Annotated in this window: 24 protein-coding genes and 1 pseudogene; 9 read left to right on the top strand and 16 right to left on the bottom strand. The window is 67.9% G+C overall.

The features are described 5' to 3' along the window. Positions 1–68: 68 nt before the first annotated feature. Positions 69–1,007, bottom strand: a complete 939-nt coding sequence (locus AC3FOF_RS25210; protein WP_017230647.1) for a LysR family transcriptional regulator — start codon at positions 1,005–1,007, stop codon at positions 69–71. Positions 1,008–1,153: 146 nt separating this feature from the next. On the opposite strand from AC3FOF_RS25210, the gene AC3FOF_RS25205 reads away from it, so the two are divergent. From AC3FOF_RS25205 to AC3FOF_RS25175, 7 genes are all read left to right on the top strand, one after another. Next, on the top strand, positions 1,154–2,125 hold the full coding sequence (locus AC3FOF_RS25205) for a tripartite tricarboxylate transporter substrate binding protein (RefSeq protein ID WP_276269019.1): 972 nt from the start codon (positions 1,154–1,156) through the stop codon (positions 2,123–2,125). 85 nt (positions 2,126–2,210) lie between these two features. Then, positions 2,211–2,981 (top strand): PIG-L deacetylase family protein, encoded by a 771-nt coding sequence (locus AC3FOF_RS25200; RefSeq protein WP_488728139.1) that lies wholly within the window; start codon positions 2,211–2,213, stop codon positions 2,979–2,981. Next, positions 2,978–3,691, top strand: a complete 714-nt coding sequence (locus tag AC3FOF_RS25195) for a 4-carboxy-4-hydroxy-2-oxoadipate aldolase/oxaloacetate decarboxylase (RefSeq protein WP_488728138.1) — start codon at positions 2,978–2,980, stop codon at positions 3,689–3,691. Before AC3FOF_RS25200 ends, AC3FOF_RS25195 begins: the two co-directional genes overlap by 4 nt. Positions 3,692–3,808: 117 nt before the next feature. Further along, positions 3,809–4,759: a LysR family transcriptional regulator gene (locus AC3FOF_RS25190; RefSeq protein WP_276269016.1), complete on the top strand. Its 951-nt coding sequence runs from the start codon at positions 3,809–3,811 to the stop codon at positions 4,757–4,759. A gap of 206 nt (positions 4,760–4,965) precedes the next feature. Beyond that, positions 4,966–6,393, top strand: a complete 1,428-nt coding sequence (tcuA, locus tag AC3FOF_RS25185; RefSeq protein WP_488728137.1) for an FAD-dependent tricarballylate dehydrogenase TcuA — start codon at positions 4,966–4,968, stop codon at positions 6,391–6,393. After that, positions 6,380–7,552: a tricarballylate utilization 4Fe-4S protein TcuB gene (gene tcuB, locus AC3FOF_RS25180; RefSeq protein ID WP_488728136.1), complete on the top strand. Its 1,173-nt coding sequence runs from the start codon at positions 6,380–6,382 to the stop codon at positions 7,550–7,552. Before tcuA ends, tcuB begins: the two co-directional genes overlap by 14 nt. 186 nt (positions 7,553–7,738) lie before the next feature. Beyond that, positions 7,739–8,716: a Bug family tripartite tricarboxylate transporter substrate binding protein gene (locus AC3FOF_RS25175; RefSeq protein WP_488728135.1), complete on the top strand. Its 978-nt coding sequence runs from the start codon at positions 7,739–7,741 to the stop codon at positions 8,714–8,716. Positions 8,717–8,779: 63 nt separating this feature from the next. Here AC3FOF_RS25175 and AC3FOF_RS25170 read toward each other — a convergent pair whose 3' ends face one another. From AC3FOF_RS25170 to AC3FOF_RS25145, 6 genes are all read right to left on the bottom strand, one after another. Next, positions 8,780–9,178, bottom strand: coding sequence for a Zn-ribbon domain-containing OB-fold protein (locus AC3FOF_RS25170; protein WP_488728134.1), 399 nt, complete (start codon positions 9,176–9,178; stop codon positions 8,780–8,782). Between the two features lies 1 nt (position 9,179). After that, positions 9,180–10,349 (bottom strand): thiolase domain-containing protein, encoded by a 1,170-nt coding sequence (locus tag AC3FOF_RS25165; protein ID WP_017229742.1) that lies wholly within the window; start codon positions 10,347–10,349, stop codon positions 9,180–9,182. A gap of 154 nt (positions 10,350–10,503) precedes the next feature. Then, positions 10,504–12,057, bottom strand: a complete 1,554-nt coding sequence (locus tag AC3FOF_RS25160) for a class I adenylate-forming enzyme family protein (RefSeq protein WP_488728133.1) — start codon at positions 12,055–12,057, stop codon at positions 10,504–10,506. A 371-nt stretch (positions 12,058–12,428) separates the two neighbouring features. Further along, positions 12,429–13,727 carry an MFS transporter gene (locus AC3FOF_RS25155; protein WP_488728132.1) on the bottom strand — a complete coding sequence of 433 codons (1,299 nt, stop codon included), beginning with the start codon at positions 13,725–13,727 and terminating at the stop codon, positions 12,429–12,431. Positions 13,728–13,912: 185 nt separating this feature from the next. Then, a complete protein-coding gene (locus AC3FOF_RS25150) occupies positions 13,913–14,749 on the bottom strand; it encodes a crotonase/enoyl-CoA hydratase family protein (protein ID WP_488728131.1) in 837 nt (278 codons plus the stop codon). Positions 14,750–14,810: 61 nt separating this feature from the next. After that, positions 14,811–15,059, bottom strand: coding sequence for a DUF2917 domain-containing protein (locus tag AC3FOF_RS25145; RefSeq protein ID WP_276266303.1), 249 nt, complete (start codon positions 15,057–15,059; stop codon positions 14,811–14,813). Between the two features lie 111 nt (positions 15,060–15,170). Between AC3FOF_RS25145 and AC3FOF_RS25140 the strand changes: the two genes are divergently transcribed. Next, on the top strand, positions 15,171–16,094 hold the full coding sequence (locus tag AC3FOF_RS25140) for a LysR substrate-binding domain-containing protein (RefSeq protein WP_488728130.1): 924 nt from the start codon (positions 15,171–15,173) through the stop codon (positions 16,092–16,094). Positions 16,095–16,536: 442 nt separating this feature from the next. After that, the gene (locus AC3FOF_RS25135; RefSeq protein ID WP_017227871.1) at positions 16,537–17,697 is read left to right on the top strand and encodes an OpgC domain-containing protein; all 1,161 of its coding nucleotides are present in this window, start codon (positions 16,537–16,539) and stop codon (positions 17,695–17,697) included. A gap of 149 nt (positions 17,698–17,846) precedes the next feature. On the opposite strand, the gene AC3FOF_RS25130 is transcribed toward AC3FOF_RS25135, so the two are convergent. From AC3FOF_RS25130 to AC3FOF_RS25090, 9 genes and pseudogenes are all read right to left on the bottom strand, one after another. After that, the gene (locus tag AC3FOF_RS25130; protein ID WP_488728129.1) at positions 17,847–18,146 is read right to left on the bottom strand and encodes a BrnA antitoxin family protein; all 300 of its coding nucleotides are present in this window, start codon (positions 18,144–18,146) and stop codon (positions 17,847–17,849) included. Beyond that, positions 18,130–18,400: pseudogene (locus AC3FOF_RS25125) on the bottom strand (BrnT family toxin). The gene AC3FOF_RS25130 and the pseudogene AC3FOF_RS25125 overlap by 17 nt, the downstream one beginning before the upstream one ends. A gap of 48 nt (positions 18,401–18,448) precedes the next feature. Continuing rightward, positions 18,449–18,655: a hypothetical protein gene (locus tag AC3FOF_RS25120; protein WP_488728128.1), complete on the bottom strand. Its 207-nt coding sequence runs from the start codon at positions 18,653–18,655 to the stop codon at positions 18,449–18,451. A 49-nt stretch (positions 18,656–18,704) separates the two neighbouring features. Further along, positions 18,705–20,210 (bottom strand): gamma-glutamyltransferase family protein, encoded by a 1,506-nt coding sequence (locus AC3FOF_RS25115; protein ID WP_488728127.1) that lies wholly within the window; start codon positions 20,208–20,210, stop codon positions 18,705–18,707. Positions 20,211–20,293: 83 nt separating this feature from the next. Next, positions 20,294–21,835: a hypothetical protein gene (locus AC3FOF_RS25110; protein ID WP_488728126.1), complete on the bottom strand. Its 1,542-nt coding sequence runs from the start codon at positions 21,833–21,835 to the stop codon at positions 20,294–20,296. A 197-nt stretch (positions 21,836–22,032) separates the two neighbouring features. Beyond that, positions 22,033–22,365 carry a 2Fe-2S iron-sulfur cluster-binding protein gene (locus AC3FOF_RS25105; RefSeq protein ID WP_017223915.1) on the bottom strand — a complete coding sequence of 111 codons (333 nt, stop codon included), beginning with the start codon at positions 22,363–22,365 and terminating at the stop codon, positions 22,033–22,035. An 80-nt stretch (positions 22,366–22,445) separates the two neighbouring features. Next, the gene (locus AC3FOF_RS25100) at positions 22,446–22,772 is read right to left on the bottom strand and encodes a hypothetical protein (protein WP_017223916.1); all 327 of its coding nucleotides are present in this window, start codon (positions 22,770–22,772) and stop codon (positions 22,446–22,448) included. A 25-nt stretch (positions 22,773–22,797) separates the two neighbouring features. Then, a complete protein-coding gene (locus tag AC3FOF_RS25095) occupies positions 22,798–23,163 on the bottom strand; it encodes a 2Fe-2S iron-sulfur cluster-binding protein (protein WP_017223917.1) in 366 nt (121 codons plus the stop codon). 83 nt (positions 23,164–23,246) lie between these two features. Continuing rightward, positions 23,247–23,978: an iron-containing redox enzyme family protein gene (locus tag AC3FOF_RS25090; RefSeq protein ID WP_488728125.1), complete on the bottom strand. Its 732-nt coding sequence runs from the start codon at positions 23,976–23,978 to the stop codon at positions 23,247–23,249. Positions 23,979–24,029 lie beyond the last annotated feature (51 nt).

Raw genomic sequence — 24,029 nt, 5'->3', positions numbered from 1 at the left:
TTCTGCGGCCAAGGCCACATAAGCGGCAATGCCTGCGGCGTCCCGGCAACTTCCTGCCGAGGCAGGATTCAGAAGAACGCCAGAAACCGCCGCATGATGGGCGAAAGCGTGCCAGCGCGATGCGCCACCAGTATCCGGCTGGCCGCATCGGGACCGGCCAGCGGGCGGTAGGCCACACCCGGAATGCCGGTGCGGGCATAGATCTCCGGCAGCACCGAAACGCCTGCGCCGCTGGCCACCAGGCCGATGATGGTGGTGGCCTCGCGTGCCTCCTGGGCGATGCGCGGGGCAAAGCCCGCGCGGTTGCACAGCGTGGTGACGTGGTCGAAGAGCCCGCAGCCCAGCCCGCGCGGGAATAGCAGGAAGGGCTGGCCGGACAAGGCGCCGATGTCGAGCGGCGCGGCGCCTGCGTGCGCAGCGGACGCGGCCGCGTGGTCATCGGCGCCGCCGTCGCCATGCTCCAGCCCGGCGAGCCCGTGCGCGGCGGGCAGCACGGCCATCAGGCGGTCGGCCAGCACTTCGCGCACGGCGATGCTGGCGGGCGGGTAGAACTGCGGTGACGGCCGCAGGAAGCCGATATCGATCTCACCCCTTTCGATTCCCTGCAATTGCTGCCCGGTGGACATATGCACCAGCTCCAGCATCGCGCGCGGGTGGCCGAGCCGGAACTGCTGCACCGCACGCGGAAAGGTGTCCTGCATCGGCACCGAGGCGGTGAAGGCCACCCGGATCTCGCCGGCCTCGCCGGCCGCCACCTGCTTGACGACCTCGCGGGCCTGCTCGAGGTTGCCCAGCGCCGCCCTGGCCTTGTCCAGGAACAGGGCGCCCGCTGGCGTCAGCGCCACATGGTGGCGCGAGCGGTCGAGCAGGGGACTGCCGAGTTCGTCTTCCAGGGCCTTGATCTGGGTACTCAGCGGCGGCTGGCTGATATGCAGCCTGCGCGCGGCCTCGCTGAAGCTCAGCGCTTCGGCCACGGCGACGAAATAGCGGAGTTGGCGGAAGTCCATGGGTCAAGTCAGCAAGTCAGCACGTCAGACAATGTCTGGTTATAGCAATTTGCAATAACCGAGGGGTCGAAAACATATTGGACAGTATCACAAGCCCTGCGCAGAATGCACACAAACGATTTCAACCCGACACGCCGGAGACAAGAATGCTGCGTCGACCTTACCTTGCCGGCTTGCTGGCTGCCGCGCTGTCGCTGGGCGCCGCCACCGCCAGCGCCGAAACCTACCCGGCCAGGCCGATCCGGCTGGTGGTGCCCTATGCAGCCGGCGGCGGGGTGGATATCGTGGCCCGCTCGGTCGGCCAGAAGATGAGCGTGCTGCTCAGGCAGCCAATCATTGTCGACAACCGCCCGGGCGCCAGCACCAATATCGGCATGGAAGCCGTGGCCAAGGCCGCGCCGGATGGCTACACCATCATGATGGCCTCCAACAGCCTGGCCACCAATGCCGCGCTGTTTGCCAGGCTGCCCTTCGATCCGGCCCGGGATTTCACGCCGGTGGCGCGCGTGGGGCAGGCCTCGCTGGTGCTGGTGGTGCCGGCAAAATCCAGCGTGACGTCGCTAAAGGGGCTGATCTCCCAGGCGCAAGCCCAGCCTGGCAAGCTGAGTTACGCCTCGGCCGGCAATGGCAGCTCCGGGCACCTGGCCGGCGAGCTGTTCAAGGAGGCCGCGCACATCGACGTGCTGCATGTGCCCTACAAGGGCGGCGCGCCAGCCATCACGGACCTGCTGGGCGAACGCATTTCGTTCATGCCGATCAACCCGCTCGAGGTGGTCATGCATATCCGCGCCGGCAGCCTGCGCGCCATCGCGGTGGCGAGCGACCAGCGCACGCCGCTGCTGCCCGACGTGCCGACCTCGCGCGAGCAAGGCCTGCCCGGCTTCACTGCCTCGGTGTGGTGGGGCCTGATCGCGCCGGCCAAGACGCCGCCGGCCGTAGTCCAGCAGCTGAATGCCGCCGCCAATGCCGCCCTGGCCGATCCCGACGTGCGCAAGCAACTGGCGCAGCTGGGCGTGACCATCCTGCCCGGCACGCCCGAAGCCTTTGGGCAGTTCGTGCGCAATGAAACCGCTACCTGGAACGGCGTGATCCGCAAGGCCGGCATCACGGCCGACTGACATTGAGGCCGCGGCCGGCCGCACGGATGCCAGATGGCACATACCGGCCACAGCCATGAACACAAGCCATCCCACGGGAATCTCCATGTCCGCCTTATCCGATATCCAAGCCCCGGCCCCTGCGGGGGCATCAGCCTCGGCCAGCCGTCCCGCCGTGCTGGTGGTCAGCGCCCATGCCGCCGACTTCGTCTGGCGCGCCGGCGGCGCCATCGCCCTGTACGCCGAGCGCGGCTATGACGTCAAGGTCGCCTGCCTGTCCTTCGGCGAGCGCGGCGAATCCGCCAGGATGTGGCGCCAGCCGGGCATGACGATCGAGCGCGTCAAGGCTGCGCGGCACGAGGAGGCGCAGCAGGCCGCCGACATTCTCGGCGCCACGCTCGAGTGCTTCGACCTGGGCGACTATCCGCTGCGCGTGACTGATGCAGCGTTGCTGCGCCTGGCCGACCTCTACCGCGAGTTGCGGCCGGAGGTGGTGCTGAGCCACTCGCGCGAGGACATCTATAACTTCGACCACCCGCTGGCCACCCACGTGGCGCAGGAAGCGCGGGTCATTGCCCAGGCCCACGGCTACAAGCCGGAGGTGCCGGTGATCGGCGCGCCGCCGGTATTCCTGTTCGAGCCGCACCAGCCCGAGCAATGCAACTGGAAGCCCGACGTGCTGCTCGACATCTCCTCGGTGTGGGAGAAAAAGCAGCGCGCCTTCGCCACCATGGCGGCGCAGGAACATCTGTGGGCGTACTACACCCGCGTGGCGCTGCAGCGCGGCGCCCAGGCCACCCGCAATTCCGATCGCCAGGTGACGTACGGCGAAGGCTATGCGCGCGTGTTCCCGCAGGTGTCGGAGAGCCTGGCATGAAGACCATCGCCTATCGCAATATCCTGCGCGCCGGCGTAGCGGAGATCGAAGCCCTGGGTGCTGCCGGCGTAGCCACCGTGCACGAGGCGCAGCGCCGTACGGGGCTGATGAAGCCCTATCTGCGTCCGGTCCAGTCCGCCGCCGCCATCTCCGGCAGCGCCGTGACGGTGTTGATGCATCCCGGCGACAACTGGATGATCCACGTCGCGGTGGAGATGGTGCAGCCCGGCGACGTGCTGGTGGTGGCGCTGGTCAGCGACTGCACGGACGGCCTGTTCGGCGATCTGCTGGCCACCTCGCTCAAGGCGCGCGGTGCGCGCGGCCTGGTGATCGACGGCGGCGTGCGCGACGTGGCGACGCTGAATGCGATGGGTTTCCCGGTCTGGTCCAGGGCGGTCTCGGCGCAGGGCGCGGTCAAGGAGACCGTGGGCGCGGTCAATGTGCCGGTGGTCTGCGCCGGCGCCCATGTGCGTCCCGGCGACGTGATCGTGGCCGATGACGACGGCGTGGTGGTGGTGCCGCGGCCGCTGGCTGGCGAGACCGCGCGCCGCGCGGCCGAGCGCGGCGCCATGGAAGAGGGCAAGCGGGCTACGCTGGCCTCCGGCGTGCTGGGCCTGGACATGTACCGGATGCGCGAGGCCCTGGCCGCCAGGGGCCTGGCCTACTCGGACCAGGCCGTGGACTGGTACAGCGGCTTCGACGAGGCCTGATACGAGGCCTGCTTGCAACATGCCCCCGGCGCGCCCGCATCTGGTATAAGCGACGCAACAAGAATCCAGACCTCGGACCACGCCGGCGCGGCGTGGCCGGCCTCGCGGGGGAGCCAGATGGAACTGCGCCAGCTTCAGTATTTTGTCCGGGTGGTCGAGCTCGGCAGCATGAGCCGCGCCGCGCTCGATCTCGATATGGTGCAGTCCGCCATGAGCCAGCAGATCAGCCGGCTGGAGGGCGAACTCTCGACCCGGCTGCTGCGCCGGACCACGCGCGGCGTGACCCCTACGGAGGCGGGCCTGGCGTTTTTCCGCGAGGCTCAACTGGCGCTGCGCCACGCCGAGCAGGCCAAGCGCGCCGCCCATCATGCGCGGCTTTCCGGTACCGTCAGCGTGGGCCTGGCGCCCACCACCGCCTCGGTGATCGGCGTGCCGCTGATGCGCGCCATGCGCGAGCGCTATCCCGATGTGCGCCTGCATATGGTGGAGAGCCTGTCGGGCCACCTCAGCGCCATGCTCAATGCGCGCCAGCTCGACCTGGCGGTACTGTTCGACACCCATGTGGCGCGTCGCTGGAGCGTGACGCCGCTGCTGGAGGAAACCCTGTTCCTGATCCGCTCGCGCAAGGCGCTGCCCGCCGGCGTCGATGCCGATGTCCCCGCGCGGCTGCGCATGGCGCAGTTGCGGGAGGTGCCGCTGATCATGCCCACCGGCCTGCACGGGCTGCGCAGCACCCTCGATGCCGCGTTTGCCCGCGTGAAGATCGTGCCGCAGGTGGTGCAGGAGGTGGATTCCCTGGCCATGTTGATGGACGCCGTCGATCTCGGGTTTGGCGCCACCCTGCAGCCCTGGGCGGCGGTGGGGCGCTATGCCGATGCGCAGGCGCGTTTCCACCTGGCCGAGATCGCCGATCCCAAGGTGCGGCGGCAGAATGTGCTATGCAGCCTGTCCGACGATGAGCTTTCGCCCGCCGCGCTGGCCTTGCGCGTGGTGCTGGCCGATTGCGCCCGCGAGCTGGTGCGCTCCGGCGCCTGGCGGGGCGCCCGCCTGCTGGGGCCGGAGGGCTGAGGCCGAGGGCCGGGAGTATTGGGGGCTCGGTATCACGATTCGTGATACCCCCATGCGATCCCGGGCCTTAGCAGGAGGCCGATGGGCCGGTACAGTGCCGGCATCCCCACCGGAACCATCATCGTGTTTGTCATTCCTCGAATCCGGAAGCCAATCCGGAAGCCGTCCGCGCTGATTTCCCGCCGCCTTGCCGGAGGCGCCCGCCCATGATCGACGTCCTGGTCATCGGCGGCGGCAACGCCGCCCTGTGCGCCGCCCTGATGGCGCGCGAAGCCGGCGCCAGCGTGCTGCTGCTGGAGGCGGCCCCGCGCGAGTGGCGCGGCGGCAATTCCCAGCACACCCGCAACCTGCGCTGCATGCACGACGCGCCGCAAGACGTGCTGATCGAGGCCTATCCCGAAGAGGAATACTGGCAGGATCTGCTCAAGGTCACCGGCGGCCTGACCGACGAGCGCCTGGCCCGCCTGGCGATCCGCGCCTCGTCCAGCTGCCGCGACTGGATGCGCAGCCACGGCGTGCACTTTCAGCCGCCGCTGTCGGGCGCCCTGCATGTGGCGCGAACCAACGCCTTCTTCATGGGCGGCGGCAAGGCCCTGGTCAACGCCTACTTCCGCAGCGCCGAGGCGCTTGGCGTGCAGGTGCGCTACAACGCCCCGGTGGACGCCATCGAGCTGGACGGCGAGCGCTTCGTCGCGGCCCGCATCGGCAGCGAGCGCATCGCGGCGCGCAGCTGCGTGCTGGCCGCCGGGGGCTTCGAATCCAACCGCGCATGGCTGCGCGAGGCCTGGGGCCGGAACGCGGACGGCGACTGGCCGGCCGACAACTTCCTGATCCGCGGTACCCGCTTCAATATGGGTGTGCTGCTGAAATTCATGATCGAAGCGGGTGCCGACGCCATCGGCGATCCCTCGCAATCGCACTGCGTGGCCATCGACGCGCGCGCACCGCTGTACGACGGCGGCATCTGCACCCGGGTCGACTGCGTCTCGCTGGGCGTGATGCTCAACCGCAATGCCGAGCGCTTCTACGACGAAGGCGAGGATTTCTGGCCCAAGCGCTACGCGATCTGGGGCCGGCTGGTGGCCCAGCAGCCGGGGCAGATCGGCTATTCGATCATCGACGCCAAGGCCGTGGGCCGCTTCATGCCGCCGGTGTTTCCGGGCGTGCGTGCCAATACGCTGCCCGAACTGGCCCGCCAGCTGGGGCTGGACGACGCCACCTTCGTGCGCACCATCGAGCAATACAACGCGGCCTGCCGCGTCGGCACCTTCGACCACACCGTGCTGGACGATTGCCATACCGAGGGCATCGCGCCGGCCAAGACGCATTGGGCGCGGCCCATCGACACCGCGCCGTTCTTCGGCTATGCGCTGCGTCCCGGCATCACCTTTACCTATCTTGGCCTCAAGGTGAACGAGCACGCCGCCGTGCACTTCGGCGGCAAGCCCAGCGCCAACCTGTTCGTGGCCGGCGAGATGATGGCCGGCAATGTGCTCGGCAAGGGCTATACGGCCGGCGTCGGCATGGCCATTGGCACCGCCTTCGGCCGCATCGCCGGCACGCAGGCCGCCGCCGCCGCGCTCGGGCGGCCCAGTCATGACGATATCGGGGAAAAGCAGCATGCAACATCTTGAAGCGCTGACGCGCGAAGCGGCGGCGCTGGCCCAAGGCGTGCTGCCGCTCACCGGGGACGAAGCCGAGGTTGGCCGCGTCATGCAGATCTGCAATGCCTGCCGCTATTGCGAAGGCTTTTGCGCCGTGTTTCCGGCCATGACGCGCCGGCTGGAGTTCGCCAAGGCCGATATCCACTACCTGTCCAACCTGTGCCACAACTGCGGCGCCTGCTACCACGCCTGCCAGTACGCGCCGCCGCACGAGTTCGCGGTCAATGTGCCGCAGGCCATGGCCAAGGTGAGGGCACAGACGTATGCCGACTACGCCTGGCCTGGCGCTTTCGGCGGCCTGTACCGCCGCGCCGGCCTGGCCACGGCACTCGCGCTGGCGGCCGGGCTGGTGTTGTTCCTGGTGCTGGCCGTGGCCATGCGCGGCAGCCTGCTGCACGCGCCGCTGGCTGGCAACTTCTACGCCATCTTCCCGCACAACCTGCTGGCGGCGATGTTCGGTGCGGTGTTCGGCTTCGCGGTGCTGGCGCTGGGCGTGGGCGTGACGCGCTTCTGGCGCAAGGTGTCTCCCGGCGAGATCGAGGGGGAAGCCCGCGGCCCGGCCATCGGCGGCGCTGCGCACGACGCGCTGCGCTTGCGCTACCTCGACGGCGGCCATGGCCAGGGCTGCAACAACGCGGACGATGCGTTCACCCTGTGGCGCCGGCGCTTCCACCATTTCACCTTCTATGGCTTCATGCTGTGCTTTGCCGCCACCGCGGTGGCCACGCTGTACCACTACCTGCTGGACCTGCATGCGCCCTATGCGCTGGGCAGCCTGCCGGTGCTGCTCGGCACCGCCGGCGGCATCGGCCTGCTGATCGGCCCGGCGGGCCTGCTCTGGCTCAACCTCAAGCGCGATCCGCGCACCGGCGACGCGGCGCAGAAGCCGATGGACCGCGGCTTCATCGCGCTGCTGTTCCTCACCAGCCTGAGCGGCCTGGCGCTGCTGGCCTGGCGCGATAGCGCCGCCATGGCGCTGCTGCTGGCGCTGCACCTCGGCGTGGTGATGGCGCTGTTCCTGACCCTGCCTTATGGCAAGTTCGCGCACGGCATCTATCGCAGCGCGGCGCTGCTGAAGTGGAATATCGAAAAACGCCGGCCCGGTAACCTGGTGCTCGGCTCGGACTGAACTTCGCCGTCACGGCGGCTCCGCAGGCCAGAGCCGCCATCCCTCGCCTCGCGACGTGCCGCCCGGTTCGCCGGCATCGTGCGCCGGCGAACGCCCCGCATTGCCACCGGCACGCGCGCCGGACCCGCTATCCCGATCCCCACTCGAATCGTCGATAGGCATCATCGATATAAACAGGAGACAAGAATGAATCGAATCTGTACTTTTGGCTTGGCGGCGTGCGCGCTGGCGGCCAGCATGCTGGCGCCGCCGGCCCGCGCCCAGGCGTATCCGGCCAGGCCGATCACGCTGGTCGTGCCGCACCCCGCGGGCGGGACATCGGACATTCTCGCCCGCACCGTCGCCGCGGAGATCGGCAAGACCCTCGGTCAGACCGTGCTGGTGGACAACCGTGGCGGCGCCAACGGCACCATCGCCGCCAAGCAGGTCGCCCAGTCCGCGCCGGACGGCTACACCATGCTGCTGGCCACGGCCAGCACCCACGGCATCAACCCCACGCTTTACCGGAAGATTTCCTATGATGCCGTGAAGGATTTCGCGCCGGTTGCGCTGCTGGCCACCGTGCCAAATGTGCTGGTGGTAGGCAAGGGCGTGCCGGCCGGCAATCTGCCGGAGTTGACCCGCTACCTCAAAGCGAAGGCGGGCGGCGCCAATATGGGTTCGGCTGGCGCGGGCACGCCGGGGCATCTGGCAGGTGAGATGTACAAGGATGAGACGGGGCTGTCATTCCTGCATGTGCCCTACAAGGGTGGCGCGCCGGCCATTACGGACCTGGTCGGTGGCCAGATCGATTTCATGTTCACCACGGTGCCGGCGGTGCTGCCGCATATCAAGGCGGGCACGGTACGGGCGCTGGCCGTGACTTCGCCGGCGCGCAGCACTGCGTTGCCCGCCGTGCCCACCATGGCGGAATCGGGGCTGCCGGGTTTCCAGGCCGTATCCTGGCATGGGGTGGTGGCGCCCGCCGGCACGCCGCCGGCCGTACTGGACAAGTTGAGCAAGGCGATTGCGGCAACGCTGCTCGTGCCCGAGGCAAAGAAAAGGCTGGCGCAGGAGGGCGCCGAAGCCAGCACGCTGAGCCGGGCCGAGTTCGGCAAGTTCATTGTCGCGCAGATCGGCGCCTGGGGCAGCGCGGTCAGGTCGTCTGGCGCCAGCGTCGACTGACACGCCATGTGAAAAGGCGCCGCGGCCTGGCCGCGGCGCCTGGTACGCCGACTCCGCTTGCGTTCAGCGCAGGGTGAAGGTCGGCACCGGCGGCCCGTCTTCCGTCGGCGTGAACACGAGTTTCACTTCCTGTCCGATGCGCACCGTGTCCAGGTCGCAGTCCACGATATGGGTCATCATGGTCACACCTTCTTCCAGCGCCACGTAGGCGATGCAGAAGGGCGCGGGGCCGGCGCGGCGCGTCACGCTGAACGAATAGATGGTGCCCCGTCCCGAGGACTGTTTCCACTCGGTGTCGCCCATGCAGAACGGGCACAGCGTGCGCGGGTACCAGTGCGGCTTGCCGCAGGATTTGCAGTGCCTGACCAGCAGGCGGCCTTCGCGGGCGGCCTCCCAGAATTCGGTGTTGTCCGGCGCCACCTGCGGCGACTTGAGCGGCGTGGCGGTGTAAGGTGTGCTCATCTTATTGCTCCCGTTCCATGATCAGGGTGGCGCTGCCGTGGCGCGAGCCGAGATAGCCGCCGGTGCCCTGCGCCAGCGCCAGGTCGCAGTTCCTGACCTGCACGGCGGGATGCGCCTCGCCGCGCAACTGGCGCACGGCTTCGATCACCTTGGTGATGCCGCCGCGGTTGGCCGGATGGTTGTTGCACAGCCCGCCGCCGTCGGTATTGAAGGGCAGCTTGCCGACGCCGGAGATCAGGTTGCCGTCGGCCACGAACCTGCCGCCTTCGCCCTTCTTGCAGAAGCCCAGGTCTTCGAGCTGCATCAGCACGGTGATGGTGAAGCTGTCGTAGATCGAGGCGTACTTGATATCGGACGGACGGATGCCGGCTTCCTCGAAGGCGATCGGGCCGGAGACGGCGGCGCCCGACCAGCTCAGGTCGACCATGCCGCCGAGCTGGCCCTTGACCGCTTCGCCGGCGCCGAGGATCTTCACCTTGGGCCGCTTGAGCCTGGCCGCGATTTCCGGGCGCGCCACGATCAGTGCGCCGCCGCCGTCGGAGACGACGCAGCAGTCGAGCTTGCGGAGCGGATCGGAAATCATCGCCGAGTTCAGCACATCGTCCACCGTCACCACGTCCCGCAGCATGGCGTTGGGATTGTGCTGCGCATGGTGGGAGGCGGCCACCTTGATCCACGCGAGCTGCTCGCTGGTGGTGCCGTACTGGTACATATGGCGCATCGCGACCATCGCGTACAGGTTCACCGTGACCGGGTTGAACGGCGCCTCGAATGGCTGGTCGGGCAGGTTGGCGCCCCAGTTGCGTGCCTGCGTGCCGCTCGATCCCTCCGAGCGCGGGCGGCCCGCCAGTGTGATCAGCGCCACATCGCACTTGCCGGCGGCGATGGCTTGCGCGGCGTGCGAGACGTGCACGAGATACGCCGAGCCGCCGGTGTCGGTGGAGTCGACGTGGCGCACCTTGAGGCCGAGGTAGTCGATCATATTGATCGCGCCGAGGCCGGGCGCGTCACCCGCGCAGAAGTAGCCGTCCACGTCCTGCAGCGTGAGTCCGGCGTCCTCCAGCGCGCCCCTGGCGCACTCGGCGTGCAGTTGCGCGACGGTCTTGTCCGGTGCCTTGCGGGTCGGGTGCTCGTAGGCCCCGACGATATAAGCCTTGCCGTTGATGCTCATGGGTCTCCCTGGTTGTCTGGGTACTCTGGTGTCCTGGAATGAACGGAGCCGTATGTATCGGTGTGGATTCGTGTGCGTCCGTGTCAGTTCGTGCGCCTGCGCCTGCGGCTGCGCTTGTGCTTAGCGTGGCCGGGTGCCTTGCGTGCAGGCGGCCTCATGGCGCGCGGCCGAAGCGCTCGCGCAGGTCGCGCTTGAGCACCTTGCCGATGGCATTGCGCGGCAGTTCCTGCGACAGCTCCAGCGCGGCCAGGCGCTGCATTTTCTCGAGCTGGCCGTTGGCCCATGCGAGCAGCGCGGCGGCGTCGGCCGCAGCGCCCGGCCGCGGCACCACGAAGGCCACCGGCGTTTCGCCCCAGCGCTCCGACGGTACGCCGACCACGGCCGCATCGGCGATGTCCGGATGCGCCATCAGCACCGCCTCGATATCGCTCGGGTAGATATTGAAGCCACCCGAGATGACCATGTCTTTCTTGCGGTCCATCAGGATCAGGAAGCCGTCGGCATCGAAATAGCCCACATCGCCAGTGCGGATGAAGCGCTTGCCGGTGGCGTCGAACCACTCGGCTTCGGCCGTCTTGGCCGGATGGTTGTGGTAGCCCGACATCATCGCCGGAGAATGCCCGACGATCTCGCCCGGCGTGCCGCGCGGCGCATCGGGCGGCAGTTCCCGGCCGTCGTCGTCGAGCAGCCGCATGTCGCTGTCCGGCGAAGGGCGCCCGACCGTGTGCAGCTTGCCGGGATGCTCGTGCACGCGCAGTTCGCAGCGCCCGCCGCCTTCGGTCATGCCGTAGTACTCGATCAGCGCGCCCGGCCAGCGTTGCAGCACTTCGGCCTTGAGCGCGGCCGCAAAGGGCGCGCTGGTGCAGAATTTGTAGCGGAACGAGGACAGGTCGGTCTCGGCGAATGCCGGGTGAGCCAGGATGCGCTGGTACTGCACCGGCACCAGCATGGTGTGGGTGACGCGGTGGCGCGCCGCCAGTTCCAGGTACTGGCCGGCGTCGAATTTGCCCATCAGCACCACGGTACCGCCCAGCGACAGGGTGGGGAACAGGCTCACCAGCGTCGTGTTGGAGTACAGCGGGGTGGACAGCAGGGTCACGCTGTCCGGGCCATAGCCGCCCTGGGTGGCCCGCTGCACGTGCGAGGAGCGCATGCCGAAAGGCTGGATGATGCCCTTCGGCACGCCGGTGGTGCCGGACGAGTAGATCAGGTTGAAGGCCCAGTCCGGCTGCACCTCGACCGGCGCCGGACGCGCGTCCCCGGGCGCCAGCCACCTGGTGAAGGCAAGGCCCGCATCGGCGTCGTCCAGCGCGATGCAGGGAACGCCAAGCCCGGCTTCCAGCCCAAGCAATGCCTCGCGCGTGCTGGCGTCGATGAACAGCCGGCGTGCGCCGGCGTCCTGCACCATGGCGCGCAGCGTCTGCGGGTTCAGCGACGGCGACAGCGGCGCCACCGCCACCCCCGCCCGCAGGCTGCCGAGGAAGGTGGCGACATACTCGATGGAGGTGGCCGCGCAGATGGCAACCACGCTCCGGGCGGGCACCCCGTCGCGCTGCAGTGCCGCGGCGACGCGGTCGGCAAGCCGGTTCAGGCTGGCGAAGTCGATGCTGCGCTGGTCCAGCACCACGGCCGGATGGCGTGGCCGCAGCGCGCCTTGCGCGTCGACCAGGGCGGGGAGGGAGGTGAAGTCGGTGCTTGTCTGTGACATATGGCTGCCGTTGCGGCTCCCGGGCTGGGCTTGCTGGTCTCTTGGGTTCGTTGTTTCGTGGCTGGCCTGGCGCCCTGTCGACCGTCCCGGACGCGCGGGCGCGATGACCGGCTATCGCGTGCCCGGCACTGCTGGGGACAGAGTGTGGCGCCTGGCGCGGGGTTCGACAATTTGGCTTTTTGGAAGAGTGGCTTGCCGGGAATGGTTGGTGCGGTGCACAACGATCCGGATGGAGGGCGCGGCGGTCTGGCGGGGAGGGGCCGCATCGCCTGCGCGGGACGGTGGCCCCGGCCGGCAGGAAGGCGCGCGGCTTGTTTGGCGCGCAGTTAAAGAGAATCTGATTTCCAGGCAGTGCTTGCCCGCCGCCTGCCTCAGAACGCCTTCGCCATCGGGCGCGCCTTGCGATACAGGATCAGCGTTGCCAGCAGGCCGCAGGCGGCGGCAAAGGCCATCCAGTAACCCGGGGCGGCCTTGTCGCCCGTCGTCTCGATCAGGTAGGTCGAGATGGCGGGGGTAAAGCCGCCGAAGATGGCCGTGGCCAGGCTGTAGGCCAGCGAGAAGCCAGCCACCCGCACTTCCACCGGCATCACCTCGGTCAGGGCCACCACCATGGCGCCGTTATACATGCCGAACAGGTAGGACAGCCACAGCAGCACGAGCAGCATGCGCTCGAAACTCGGTGCGCCGGCCAGCCAGGACAACGCTGGGTAAGCCGTCACCAGGGCGAGCACGGAGATCGCCAGCAGGATCGGCCGGCGGCCGATACGGTCCGAAAGCGCGCCGCCGATGGGCAGCCAGATAAAGTTGGAGATGCCCACGCACAGCGTGACCGCCAGGCTGTCCGCGGTGCTGAGCTTGAGCACGGTCTTGCCGAAGGTCGGCGTGTAGACGGTGATCAGGTAGAAGGTGGTGGTGGTCATCGCCACCAGCAGCATGCCGGCCAGCACGGTGCGCCAGTTTCGCAGCATCGAGTCGAATACCTCGCGCGTGCTTGGGTGGTGCCGGCGCGCGCGGAACGCTTCGGTTTCCTGCAGCGAACGGCGCAGGACGAACAGGAAGGGCACGATCAGGCAGCCGATAAAGAAGGGGATGCGCCATCCCCAGGCGCCCAGCTCATCCTTGGTCAGCCAGTGGTTCAACCCGAAGCCGAGCCCGGCTGCGACCACGATGGCGATCTGCTGGCTGGCCGATTGCCAGGCGGTATAGAAGCCCTTGTGTCCCCGCGTGGCCATCTCGGCCAGGTAGACCGACACCCCGCCCAGCTCCGCACCGGCCGAAAAGCCTTGCAGCAGCCGGCCGATGAGCACGAGCAAGGGCGCCAGCATGCCGATGGTGGCGTAGCCGGGGACGACGGCGATCAGGATGGTGCCGCTGGCCATGAGTGCCAGCGTCACGATCAGGCCCTTGCGGCGCCCCACCTCGTCGATATAGGCGCCCAGCAGGATGGCCCCGAGGGGACGCATCAGGAAGCCCGCGCCGAACACGGCGAAGGTCAGCATCAGCGAGGCGAACTCGCTGTCCGAAGGGAAGAATGCGTGAGCGATATAAGTGGCGTAGAAACCGAACAGGAAGAAGTCGAACTGTTCGAGGAAGTTGCCGCTGGTGACGCGCAGCACCGCGCCAAGCTTGGATGAGCCCGGTGCGGTCGTGCCTGCCATTTCCGCTTGCATGGCCAGTCTCCTTTGGCATGCCGTGCCAGCCACCCGCCGCCCCGGCGGAGGCCGGCCAGGCGGCCGAAGGCCGCGCTCGTGCAGGTCAATATATGCCTGGCAAGCCTCCAGCGCCAGTTCGGCGTGCGCGCGGCGCGCAATGGCAAGCGACGGTACGGATAAGCCGGCGCGGCCGCAGCGCTCGCTCAGGCGTCGCGGAACACGGCAGGGCGCTTCTCGACAAACGCGCTGGTGCCTTCGCGCGCATCGTGCGAGGCCGCGGCGACCATGAACTGCATTGCCTCCACCGCCAGGCCCTCGTCGATCGGCAGGTTGATGCCGCGCGTCACCGCGCGCAGCGAGGCGGTGACGGCGATGGCCGAATGCCGGGCGATCCGGTCGGCCAGCCGCAGGCAGGCGGGCAACAGGTCGGCGCCGCTCACCACCTCGTTGACCAGGCCGAAGCGCAGCGCGCTGGCCGCATCGATGGGCTCGCCGGTGAGGATCATTTCGTTGGCGCGCTTGCGCCCCACATGGCGCGGCAGCCGCTGGGTGCCGCCGAACGTGGGCGGGAAGCCCAGCTTGATTTCCGGCTTGGCGAAGGTCGCGTGCTCGGCCGCAATGGCCAGGCTGCAGGCTTCCATCGTCTCGCAGCCGCCACCGAACGCCAGGCCATTGACCGCCGCGATCACAGGCTTGGGGAAGGTCTCGATGCGCCGGGTCATGGCTTGCCCTTGCTGCAGGAAGCGGCGCAGCGCCTGCTCGGGCGAGGCGGCGATGTCCGGCGCGAAGCCGGCGATATCGGCGCCGGCGCTGAACGCCCGCGTGCCACTGCCGGTGAGGATCACGCAGCGCACGGCCGGATCGGTTTCGAGCGCGTCGAGTCTGGCCATCAGCGCGTCGATCAGCGCATAGCTGAGCGCGTTCAGTTTGTCGGGACGGTTCAGCACCAGCAGCGCGTGCCTGCCGAGCCGCTCGCATTGCACGAGGTCGTTGCCGCCGCTGATGGCGCTGACGGCGTTGATGGCGTTCATATCGGTCATGTTCACTGTCTCCCGGATGTTCTCAATGTCTTGCATGGATGGATTTGCCGCTGCGGCGCCGTCATGCGATTTCCCTGATGACGATGCGCGCCGGCCGGCCGCGAAAGCCGGAGACGAACACCACTGCCTCCCGCTCGGCGACAAAGCGTTCGCCACACGCCAGCACCGTGTCGCGGCGGGCCGTGTCCAGCGCTGCCGACTGCTGCGTGAGCCATACCATGCCTTCCGTGCAGATCAGGTAAGATCCAAGACCGAGCGGTAGCCGCAGCGGACCGGGGCCGAGGATCCAATGGCCTTGCGTTGTACTCACGGCAGCCTCCTGGCAAGCGCGCCAATCAATTTCTGGAGCGGTGCCTGCATTCTTGCCGGGAACCGGCCAGGGCGGCCGGAAGCTTTTTCATCAACGGTATGCCAGGCAGTCATGTCAATCCTGAGCCGAGCTTCGACCAATGCGCTGCGCGCCATGTCGCTGGAAGCCCTGCGCGGCTTCGAATCCGCTGCGCGCCATCTGAGTTTCACAGCGGCTGCCGAAGAGCTATGCATTACCCAGTCGGCGGTGAGCAAGCAGGTCAAGAGCCTGGAGGACGTGCTGGGCGAGCCGCTGTTCCTGCGTGGCGGCAAGGGCCTGAGCCTGACCCCGGAAGGCCGCCAGCTCTATGAAGCCGCGCGCCTGGCGATCGGCCAGCTGGGCGCCGCCATCGACCGCCTGCTGGCGGTCGACCGGATCTCCATCACGGTCACCACCACGCCCTCGTTCGCCGACCTGTGGCTGGTCCCCAAGCTCGCCCGCTTCCAGGCCGCCGAGCCCGGCATCGACGTCCGTATCGACGCTTCCGAGCCCATGGTCAACCTGGAGCGCGACGGCATCGACCTTGCCATCCGGCTCCGCGCGCCCGCAAGCAGTGCGGATGCGCCACGCCCGCTGCTGCAGGAGCGTCTGATGCTGGTGGCAGCGCCGGCTTTGGCCGCGCGCATCTCGGAGGCACGCCAGATACTCGACATGCCGCTGCTGGTATTCCATGACCCGGGAGCCCGCTTCGCGTGGATGTCATGGACGCAGTGGTATCACCGCCTCGGCCTGATGCGCTCGCCCAAGCAGGCTTGCCTGTATTTCTCGCAATACGCGCACGTGCTCAACGCCGCGTCGCAGCAGGCGGGCATCGCGATCGGGCGCACGCCGATGGTGTTGCCCATGCTGAAGAGCGGGCAGCTGCAGGTAGTGCTGCCCGAGCATGTGGCGGACGGCATGTCCTACGAGATCGTTACGGCCAGCGTGGAGCGGCCCGGGGTCGGGCGGTTCCGGGCGTGGCTGGAGCAGGAGCTGGCGGGGGAGGTGATTGGGTGACGGCGGCAGGACGATCCGCATGCGCCGCCTGGGCGAGCTCGCGCAACGCGGCCGCTTGCCTTCGCCACCCCAAGCCCTTGGCAACGACATCCTAGGGTAATCCCCAATCTGCCGTATCATCTCGCCCGGGCGCTGCTTCGCCGGGCCGCTGAATCCATGGTTGTGATGGATAATCCACCCTAGCGGCATTGGCCGGGGTGCATAGCCATTTCCGGCGGACGCATGCCGCGCGAACGGGCCATGTCTCGTTGCACCTTTTCGAAGAATCGAGGCCAAAGCCAAGGTGGTGCCGGCAGCATGCCGGATGCTGATCGCTTGGCCTCGAGTGCCGATTGGCGCATATTGAATAAACAGAAGCCATCCCCCCGTGTGGCTTCGGAGACAGCCAGGCGCCTTGTTGGCGCGCCTGGGTGTTCGAGTACAGCAGGAGTTGCTTTTGTCCATGAATGAAACCCAGCGCAGAACTGAGGTTGACCTGATTCGCGGCATTGCGCTGATCTTCATCGTGGTGGACCACGTGAACGGCAGCGTGCTGGCCGACTACACCATCCGCAATTTCGCGTTCTTCGACGCGGCGGAGATCTTTGTGTTCCTGGCCGGCTATTCGGCCGGCTCGGCTTATGTGGCCATGGAGGCCCGCCATGGCGCCTCCGCCGCGCAGAATCGTCTGCTGCGCCGCAGCTGGGAGATCTACAAGGCCTTTGTGCTGACCGGCGTGCTGATGCTGGTGTTCGGTCTGCTGCTCGCGCTGGCGCGAGTGCCCGCGCCGGCCATCCGCTCCACCGAGGCACCGGTCTTCATGGCGCATCCATTCAGCACGCTGATCGAGGTCTTCAGCGTGGCGCGGCAGCCCTTTGTCTCCGACGTGTTGCCGATGTATGCCGTCTTCATCCTGTTCGCGCCGCTGGCGATACGCATTGCGCGCGCCATGCCGCTGACCTTTGTCGGCGCCAGCGCGCTGCTTTGGCTGATGGCGCCCATGCTCACGCCGCTGCTGCCGAGCAGCGACGGCAACGGCTGGAGTTTCAATCCCTTCGCCTGGCAATTGCTGTTCGGCCTGGGCCTGCTGTCACGCCTGCGGCCGGACGTGATCCTGCCGCGCCAGGCGCTGGTGCGCTGGGTGGTGACCGCGCTGGCGGTAGCGATGACGCTGGCCGGCGTCTTGCTGGCCTACCTGTGGATGCGCCCGCATGTGGTTGAGCCATGGCTGCCGTCATGGCTGCCGGCCATGGCGTTCCCGCTGCCCAAGAAGAGCCTGGCGGGGCTGCGCGTGGCGAGCTTTCTCGGCCTGGCGTGGCTGGCCTACCTGGCAGTGCGCGCGGGCTGGGTGGCGCGGCTGGCGGCGGTGATGGGGCCGGTGGTGCAGATCGGCCGCCATAGCCTGTTCTGCTTCGTCTTCGGCGCGGTGGTATCGGTGGTGATCGAGGGGTTCACCTATGGCATCGCTGGCGGCCGTCCCCCGCGCCCGATCGCGTTGGGCGGCGACATCGTGGCGGTGGCGCTGCTGCTGGTGATCGGCGGCTGGTATGGGCGGCGCAAGGAAGAGAGGAAGGAAGGGCGGAGGGCCGCCGCTTCGGCTGCCTCCGTCAGCGCCACGTCTTGATTGGCCTGTTTCCCAAGTTCCGCGCGTTCGCTATCGGTCAGTTTCATCACGCCCTCCGTGGGCACAATGACATTTCCTGTTTAAAGGTTACGATCCACACCAGGCATGCGGTGCGCGGTACCGTGCCGGATAGCGCACAACCGACCCAACTACGGCTGGTGTGTGTGCAGCCAGTCCTTCAGCGCGTCATTCATCCGGGTTTGCCAGCCCTCTCCACTAGAGCGGAAAGCGTCCAGCACTTCCACGTCATAGCGGATGCTGACCAACTCCTTCGTGTGTGAAGCCTTGGGCCGGCCGCGCTTGCCAAGCGGCTTCATCTTCTTGAAGTCCTCTGACGATACCTCATAGGTGTCCGGATCCTGGGCGATGCCGCGTTTGATGGCCTCATCCTCCTCCGGTGTCGGAAGGTTGATGGTGCGGCCAGAGCGGGTCTCAATCGTGTTCTGCATAGTGCATCACCTCTCTCTTGTTTGCCTTGCGCATGCTGATGATGTGCATCGCGTCTCCACGCTGCGTGAAGACCGCACAGTACAGGCGCGAGGCGATCAAGCCGAACCCGACTTCGCGCACTTCGTCGTAGTCGCGACGGGTATCGACGTAGGCCAGAACCTTCCGACCAGTCGAGCATGGCGGCCAGCGCCAGCGATACGCCATGCTTGCCTTGGTTGCTGGCGTCTTTCGAGGGATCGTAGGTGATCTTCATGAATTTATCGTAGCTACGATAAATCAGGGGTGCAAGGAATATTTGTAGCTACAAATATTCCCGGCGTCGCGGGATCGCATCGCAGTGCAGTAGATGCGCGAACGGCTGGCGTTGCCGCTGATCGCTACAGGCAGCTTTGACTTCTTCCGAGGCGTCATGCAGCGGGATGTTCTCGTAGGGCAGGCCGGGTTCTTCGGCCGCCCGGATTGGGAGGATCGCGCGCGAGGCGGGGCTGCGGCAGATCTTCAGGGTCACCGGGGGGGCTCCAGCAGGTCAAGGCGGGTGTGGACGGATTTCATGGGGTTCACTCGCCCAGCGCGATGCCATCCTTGCGCTTGTCCGAGGCGCCGAGCAGTCCGCCGGAAGCCTCGCGCATGACGAACTGGGCGCCGCCGAAATCGCTGCGCCCGCCCAGTTCGCCAAGACCGGCGGGATCGCCATAGCCGGCCTCGCGCAGGGCCTGCACGATGGCCGGCGGCATGCCGGCTTCAACGGCGAGCGCGGTATCGGATTCCAGCCGCCAGCGCGGCGCGTCGAGTGCGGCCTGCAGCGGCTGCCGCCACGCCGCCAGCCGCACCAGCAATTGCAGCTGGCCCTGGGGCTGCATCAGCCCGCCCACCACGCCGAAGCCCGCGTGGAAGCGCCCGTCGCGCAGCGCAGCGCCTGGCACCACGGTGTGATACGGACGCTTGCCGGGGGCGGGGCTGTTGATATGGCCGGGGCCGGCAAAGCCAAAGCCGCGGTTCTGCAGCACGAAGCCGCAACCGGGCACGGCGATGCCGGAGCCAAAGCGTTTGAAGATGCTGGTCATCAGTGTGACTGCCAGGCCGTCGCGGTCCACCACCACGGTGCAGACCGTGTTGCCGGCCGGGTCCGCCACGGTTTCCCTGGCGTATTGCATGGCGCGGCCCATGGCCCGCACGGTGCGCAGCACGGCGGCGGGATCGTCCTGCGCCAGCATCGCCGGATCGAGTTCGCCCAGTTCGTCCAGCGCGCGCAGGATAGCGATGCCGTGCGTGTTGGGCGGGCATTCGAGCACGGTCAGGCCGCGGAACGTGGTGGAGGCGGGCATGCAGAAGTCACCGCGGTGGGCGGCGAAGTCGGCTGCAGCCAGCGCGCCGCCGGCATCGCGGCTGGCCGTTTCAGCGGCCCGCGCGGGCATGCCGAGGTAGTAGGCATCGGCGCCCTCGGCTGCGATCGCCGCCAGTACCTTGGCCAGTTCGGGGTTGGCGAACCGCTCGCCGGCCGCGGGCGGGCGGCCCGCGCGATAGAGCGCGGCGCAGACCGGGTCGCGATGCAGCACGCGGTCGAACACGGCCCATTCCCGCGCCGCCACCGGCGCTACCGCGAAGCCGTCGCGCGCCAGCGCGATGGCGGGCGCGAGCAGCCGCTTCCAGTCGAGCCGCCCGTAGCGGCGGTGCAGGTCCTCCCAGCCGCGCACCGCGCCGGGGGTGGTCAGCGCCAGCGCATGGCGCTCGGGAATGCGCTGCCCGGGCAGGCCGGCGAGCGCATCCATGGGAAACGCCGCAGGCGCGCGGCCGGTGCCGTTGTAGCTGACCGCATGGCCGCCGGGCTCCACGATCATCGCCAGCAGATCGCCGCCGATGCCGGTGGCCATCGGCTCCACCACGCCCAGGATGGCATCGGCCGCGAGTGCCCCATCGATGGCACTGCCTCCTTCGCGCAGCACCTGCAACGCGGCCTGGGCGGCGAGCGGGTGGCCGGTGGCAACCATGCAGTGCGGCGCACGCACGCCCTGGCCGCCGGCATCGGCGGGGCTGGCGGGGCTGGCGGAAGCTGGGGTGGTCATGCGGATCGCTCCAGGAAAATCAAATCAAATCGGACCAGGTCAAATCCATCGGGTTTGACGCGAGGGCCTGCCCGGCCAGGCCTTCAGCGCCACAGGAACACGGCGCACATCGTCGATACCGCCAGCCCCGCCAGCACCGGCGCCAGCAAGGCCCGCACCGCATCGAGCACCGGGATGCGCGCGAAACCGGCAATGGCCACCAGCGAAGACCAGGCAATCAACGTACCGCCGCCGGTCCAGACCGCGCCCATCTGGCCCACCGCGCACAGCGTGGCGGCGTCCAGGCCGACCGTGGGACCCAGCGCGCCGGCCAGCGTGCCGGTGAGCGGCAGGCCGGCAAAGCCGGAGCCGTCGATACCGGTGATCATGCCCACCAGCAGCACGCCGAAGGCCACCAGCACGTGGTTGTCGGGAATCCACCGCTCGGCGCCCTGGATCAGTTCGAACAGCAGGCTGGGGGCATGGCCCGGGCCGGCGTGCAGGATGGCGCCCGCGGTATCGCCCGCGCCGACAAAGAAGAAGCCCGCGATCGGTAGCACCGAGCCCATCGCCTTGAAGGCGAAGACAAAGCCGTCGGTGATGTGTTCCGCGCTGACGTCCAGCATCTTGCGTGGTCCCTCGGCGGCCAGCGTGGCGAGGATCATCAGCAGTGCGGCCATGCCGCCCACCATGGCGGCCGCTTCGCCGCCCTTGAGCTCGGCCATGCCCAGGCCGAGCCGGGGCACGACCATCAGTGCGATCACGGCGGCGAAAGCGAGCGGCGTCAGCACGGCGAACGCCTTCGACCATCTGATGCGGCGCAGCTCCACCATCGACAGGCTGCGTGCGAGATTGGCATCGGTACCCAAGGGTTCGCCTTGCGCTGTCCCGCGCGCCAGCTCGCTCTTGTCGAACGAGCCGGCGGCTTCGACGCGTGCCAGGCCGGCATCGGGCGCGCGGCCTTGCCAGTGCTCCAGCAGGCCGGCGCTGGCGGGGCGGATCTGGGCGCGGATGGAGAAGTAAGCCAGTGTCAGTGCGATGCCGCCGGTGATCAGCGACAGCACCAGCGCGCGGTCCGCCACCATGGCGGCGCTGACCGCCGCCCCGGCGGCCTTGGCGCTGATGCCCGGCGCCACGCCGATCACGTAGTCCGACGACAGCGCGGTGCCCTGGCCCGCGATGGCAATCGCCATGGCGCCGGCCAGCGGCGGCAGGCCGGCGGCGATCGCGGCCGGCAGCAGGATGGCGGACACCAGCGGAATCGCGGGCGTGGGCCAGAAGAACAGCGAGATGGCGTAGGTGATGGCGGCCAGCATGAAGTAGGCGGCATGGCCGTTCTTCATCACCGCGCGGAAGGGCTCCACCATGCGCACGTCCGAGCGCAGGGATTTGAGCGAATTCAGCAGCGCCGTCATCAGCGCGATCACCAGGAAGATATTGAACAGTTCGCGCGCCGCGACAAAGCTGGCATTGAAGATGCTGGCCAGCGCGCTGACCGGGCGATGGGTCCAGGCCAGCGTGACCAGGAAGGTGGCGATGATCGAGGGCACGACCACGTTGGCGCGGAACACCATCGTCAGTACGATGGCAAGGACGCCGGCGAGGTAGACCCAGTGGGCCGCGCCGATCGCGATATGGGATTCCATGGGGGGCTGTCTCCTGTGCCGGCTGCTGCTGTGGGGGCTGCCGGTCTGTGTCGTGGCGGCATCGTATCCGGCCTTGCGCCGGTGCGGCAAGCTTTGGCGCCGCCACGCGGCGCGCAAGTGCGCGGCAGTTACCGTCCTGCCGGCGCTGTGCCATCGCCGCCACCCGCTGAAGGGAAAATGGGGGCGCCTTGCAGGGCTTACCCGGTCACCAGCCCGGCGACCGGCCCAGGCTTGAGCGCACCCGGCTGGGCTTCCCACGACACGCTGATATCGCCGTTGACGAAGGTCTGGCAGGCCATGCGGTAACCCTCGCCGAACTGCGCCTCCGTCAGGTGCTTGCGCTCCTTCGGCTTGATGGCGTCGGTGAATTCAAGCCCGCGTTCGATCTTGCACTTGCAGGTGCCGCACAGGCCGCCGCCGCACTTGAACGGGATGCCGCCTTTCTCGCGCAGCGATACGCGCAGCAGGTTGCTGTTCTCGGGGGCGCTGACGACCTTGCCGTCGTTGCTGACAAAGGTGATTTCAATCATAAAAACGATCCGATGGCATGAGGGGGCTGCCCGGCGCATGGCCGGTCGTACACGGTTTATCCGGCGTTGTTCAGGGTCGTTCAGCGTTTCACCAGCGCGATATCCATGCTGCCGAAGGTGGCCAGGCGCTTGAGTTCGTCGCGTGCATCCTGCAGCGTGGCGAATTGATCGAGGAACTTGGATGGCACGTAGTTGATGGCGGGTGGCGCCTGGCCGCCGGCTTCGGCCGCTGCGTCCCCGGCCGTTTCCTCTATGATTTTCACTTTGACCGGGTGCGCCAGTTCGGCGATGACGAAGTGCGCGGTCTTGCGGCCATAGAAGAGATAGTCGTAGGCTTCGACGGCGACCAGCCCCGCTACCAGTTCGGTGCGGAATTGCCCCGGTTTGCTGCTGAGAATGACGTACATGGCTGCGCTGCGTGGTGATGGCTGGTTATTGAGGGCTACCCGCGGCGCTTGTTCGCGGCGTATTCCCGGCGCTGCTCGCTGCCGCGCTTTCCACCGGCAGTTCGTCCTGGCTCAGTTCTATGTCGTGCTCCAGCCAGATCTGGCAGGTCAGGCGATATCCCTGCTCCAGCCGTTCGCCGAGTTGCTTCTTTTCCTTCCAGTTGGGCGGCGGCAGGTGCTCGCCGCCGGCGAGCACGCGGCAAGCGCATTTCGAGCACTTGCCCATGCCGCACTCGTAGCGCAGGTTGGGATAGGGGAACTGCTTGATCCCGGCCCGCACCACCAGGTTGGTACCCGGCTTGACCTCGTCCTCGAAGGTCTGGCCACTCTTGTGAAATACGACTCTCGGCATACAACGTTTCCGCAAGCGGTCTGTCATTGGCGGCCGGCGCCCAGGGCACCGGCCGCGCGTTATCGCCAGGGCTGGCGAGGCGTTCAGGCGGCCATGTCCAGTTCGGGCAGTGGGATCTCCTGCGCGACGTAGTCGTGGTAGAGGGCGGTGGTGTAGAGCAGGCGCATCTGGGCGCCGATCTCGCAGATCTTCAGGCAGCGCTGCTGCAGCTCGACGGTGTTGGCGTGCTCGAGGACGATCTGGTAGCCGCGTTCGCCGTGGATTTCGTCGGAGACGATATGCAGGTCGAAGAATTCGACCTCCTCGTCGGTGAAGCCGTACTTGTCGCGCAGGGTGGGGGTCTGCTTGCGGTAGATCGAGGGCACCTGGGATTCGAGGCCGACCACCAGGCCGGCCACGGCGACGACGGGGTCTTCGCGCATGGCCACGGCATAGCACCAGCTTTGCAGGCCGCGGGTGGTGGGGGACATATTGTCGGGGTCGAGCACGCGCTCGCGGGTGGTGCCGCAGGCCTCGGCGAAGCGGATCAGCAGGTCGGTGTGGCGATCGCCGCCGATTTCCTCTTCATACATATTGGCCAGCAGGAAGTCCTTGGCTTCGGTGAAGCGGTCGGGGGTGCGGGCGTAGAGGTAGGCGAGGTAGTCGGCGAAGGGGCCGACGTAGTGGTAGTGGTTCTCGGCCCAGCGGGCGAGGTGGTCGCGGGAGAGTTTGCCGCTGGCCCATGCCACGCTGAAGGGGGCCTTGTTGGCGCTCTTGCCCTTGATGGCGTTTTCAAGGGCGGCACGGAAATCATCGCGGTTCATCAGTTCGGCCATTGGGGGCTCCTGTGGCAACGGGTTCAAGGTTGGGGGACTGCGTGGCGTGGT

Source organism: Cupriavidus sp. 96C5-1 (genome assembly GCF_057798855.1).
Note: the sequence above shows the minus strand (reverse complement) of the source record. Positions and strands in the feature narration are given on the sequence as shown.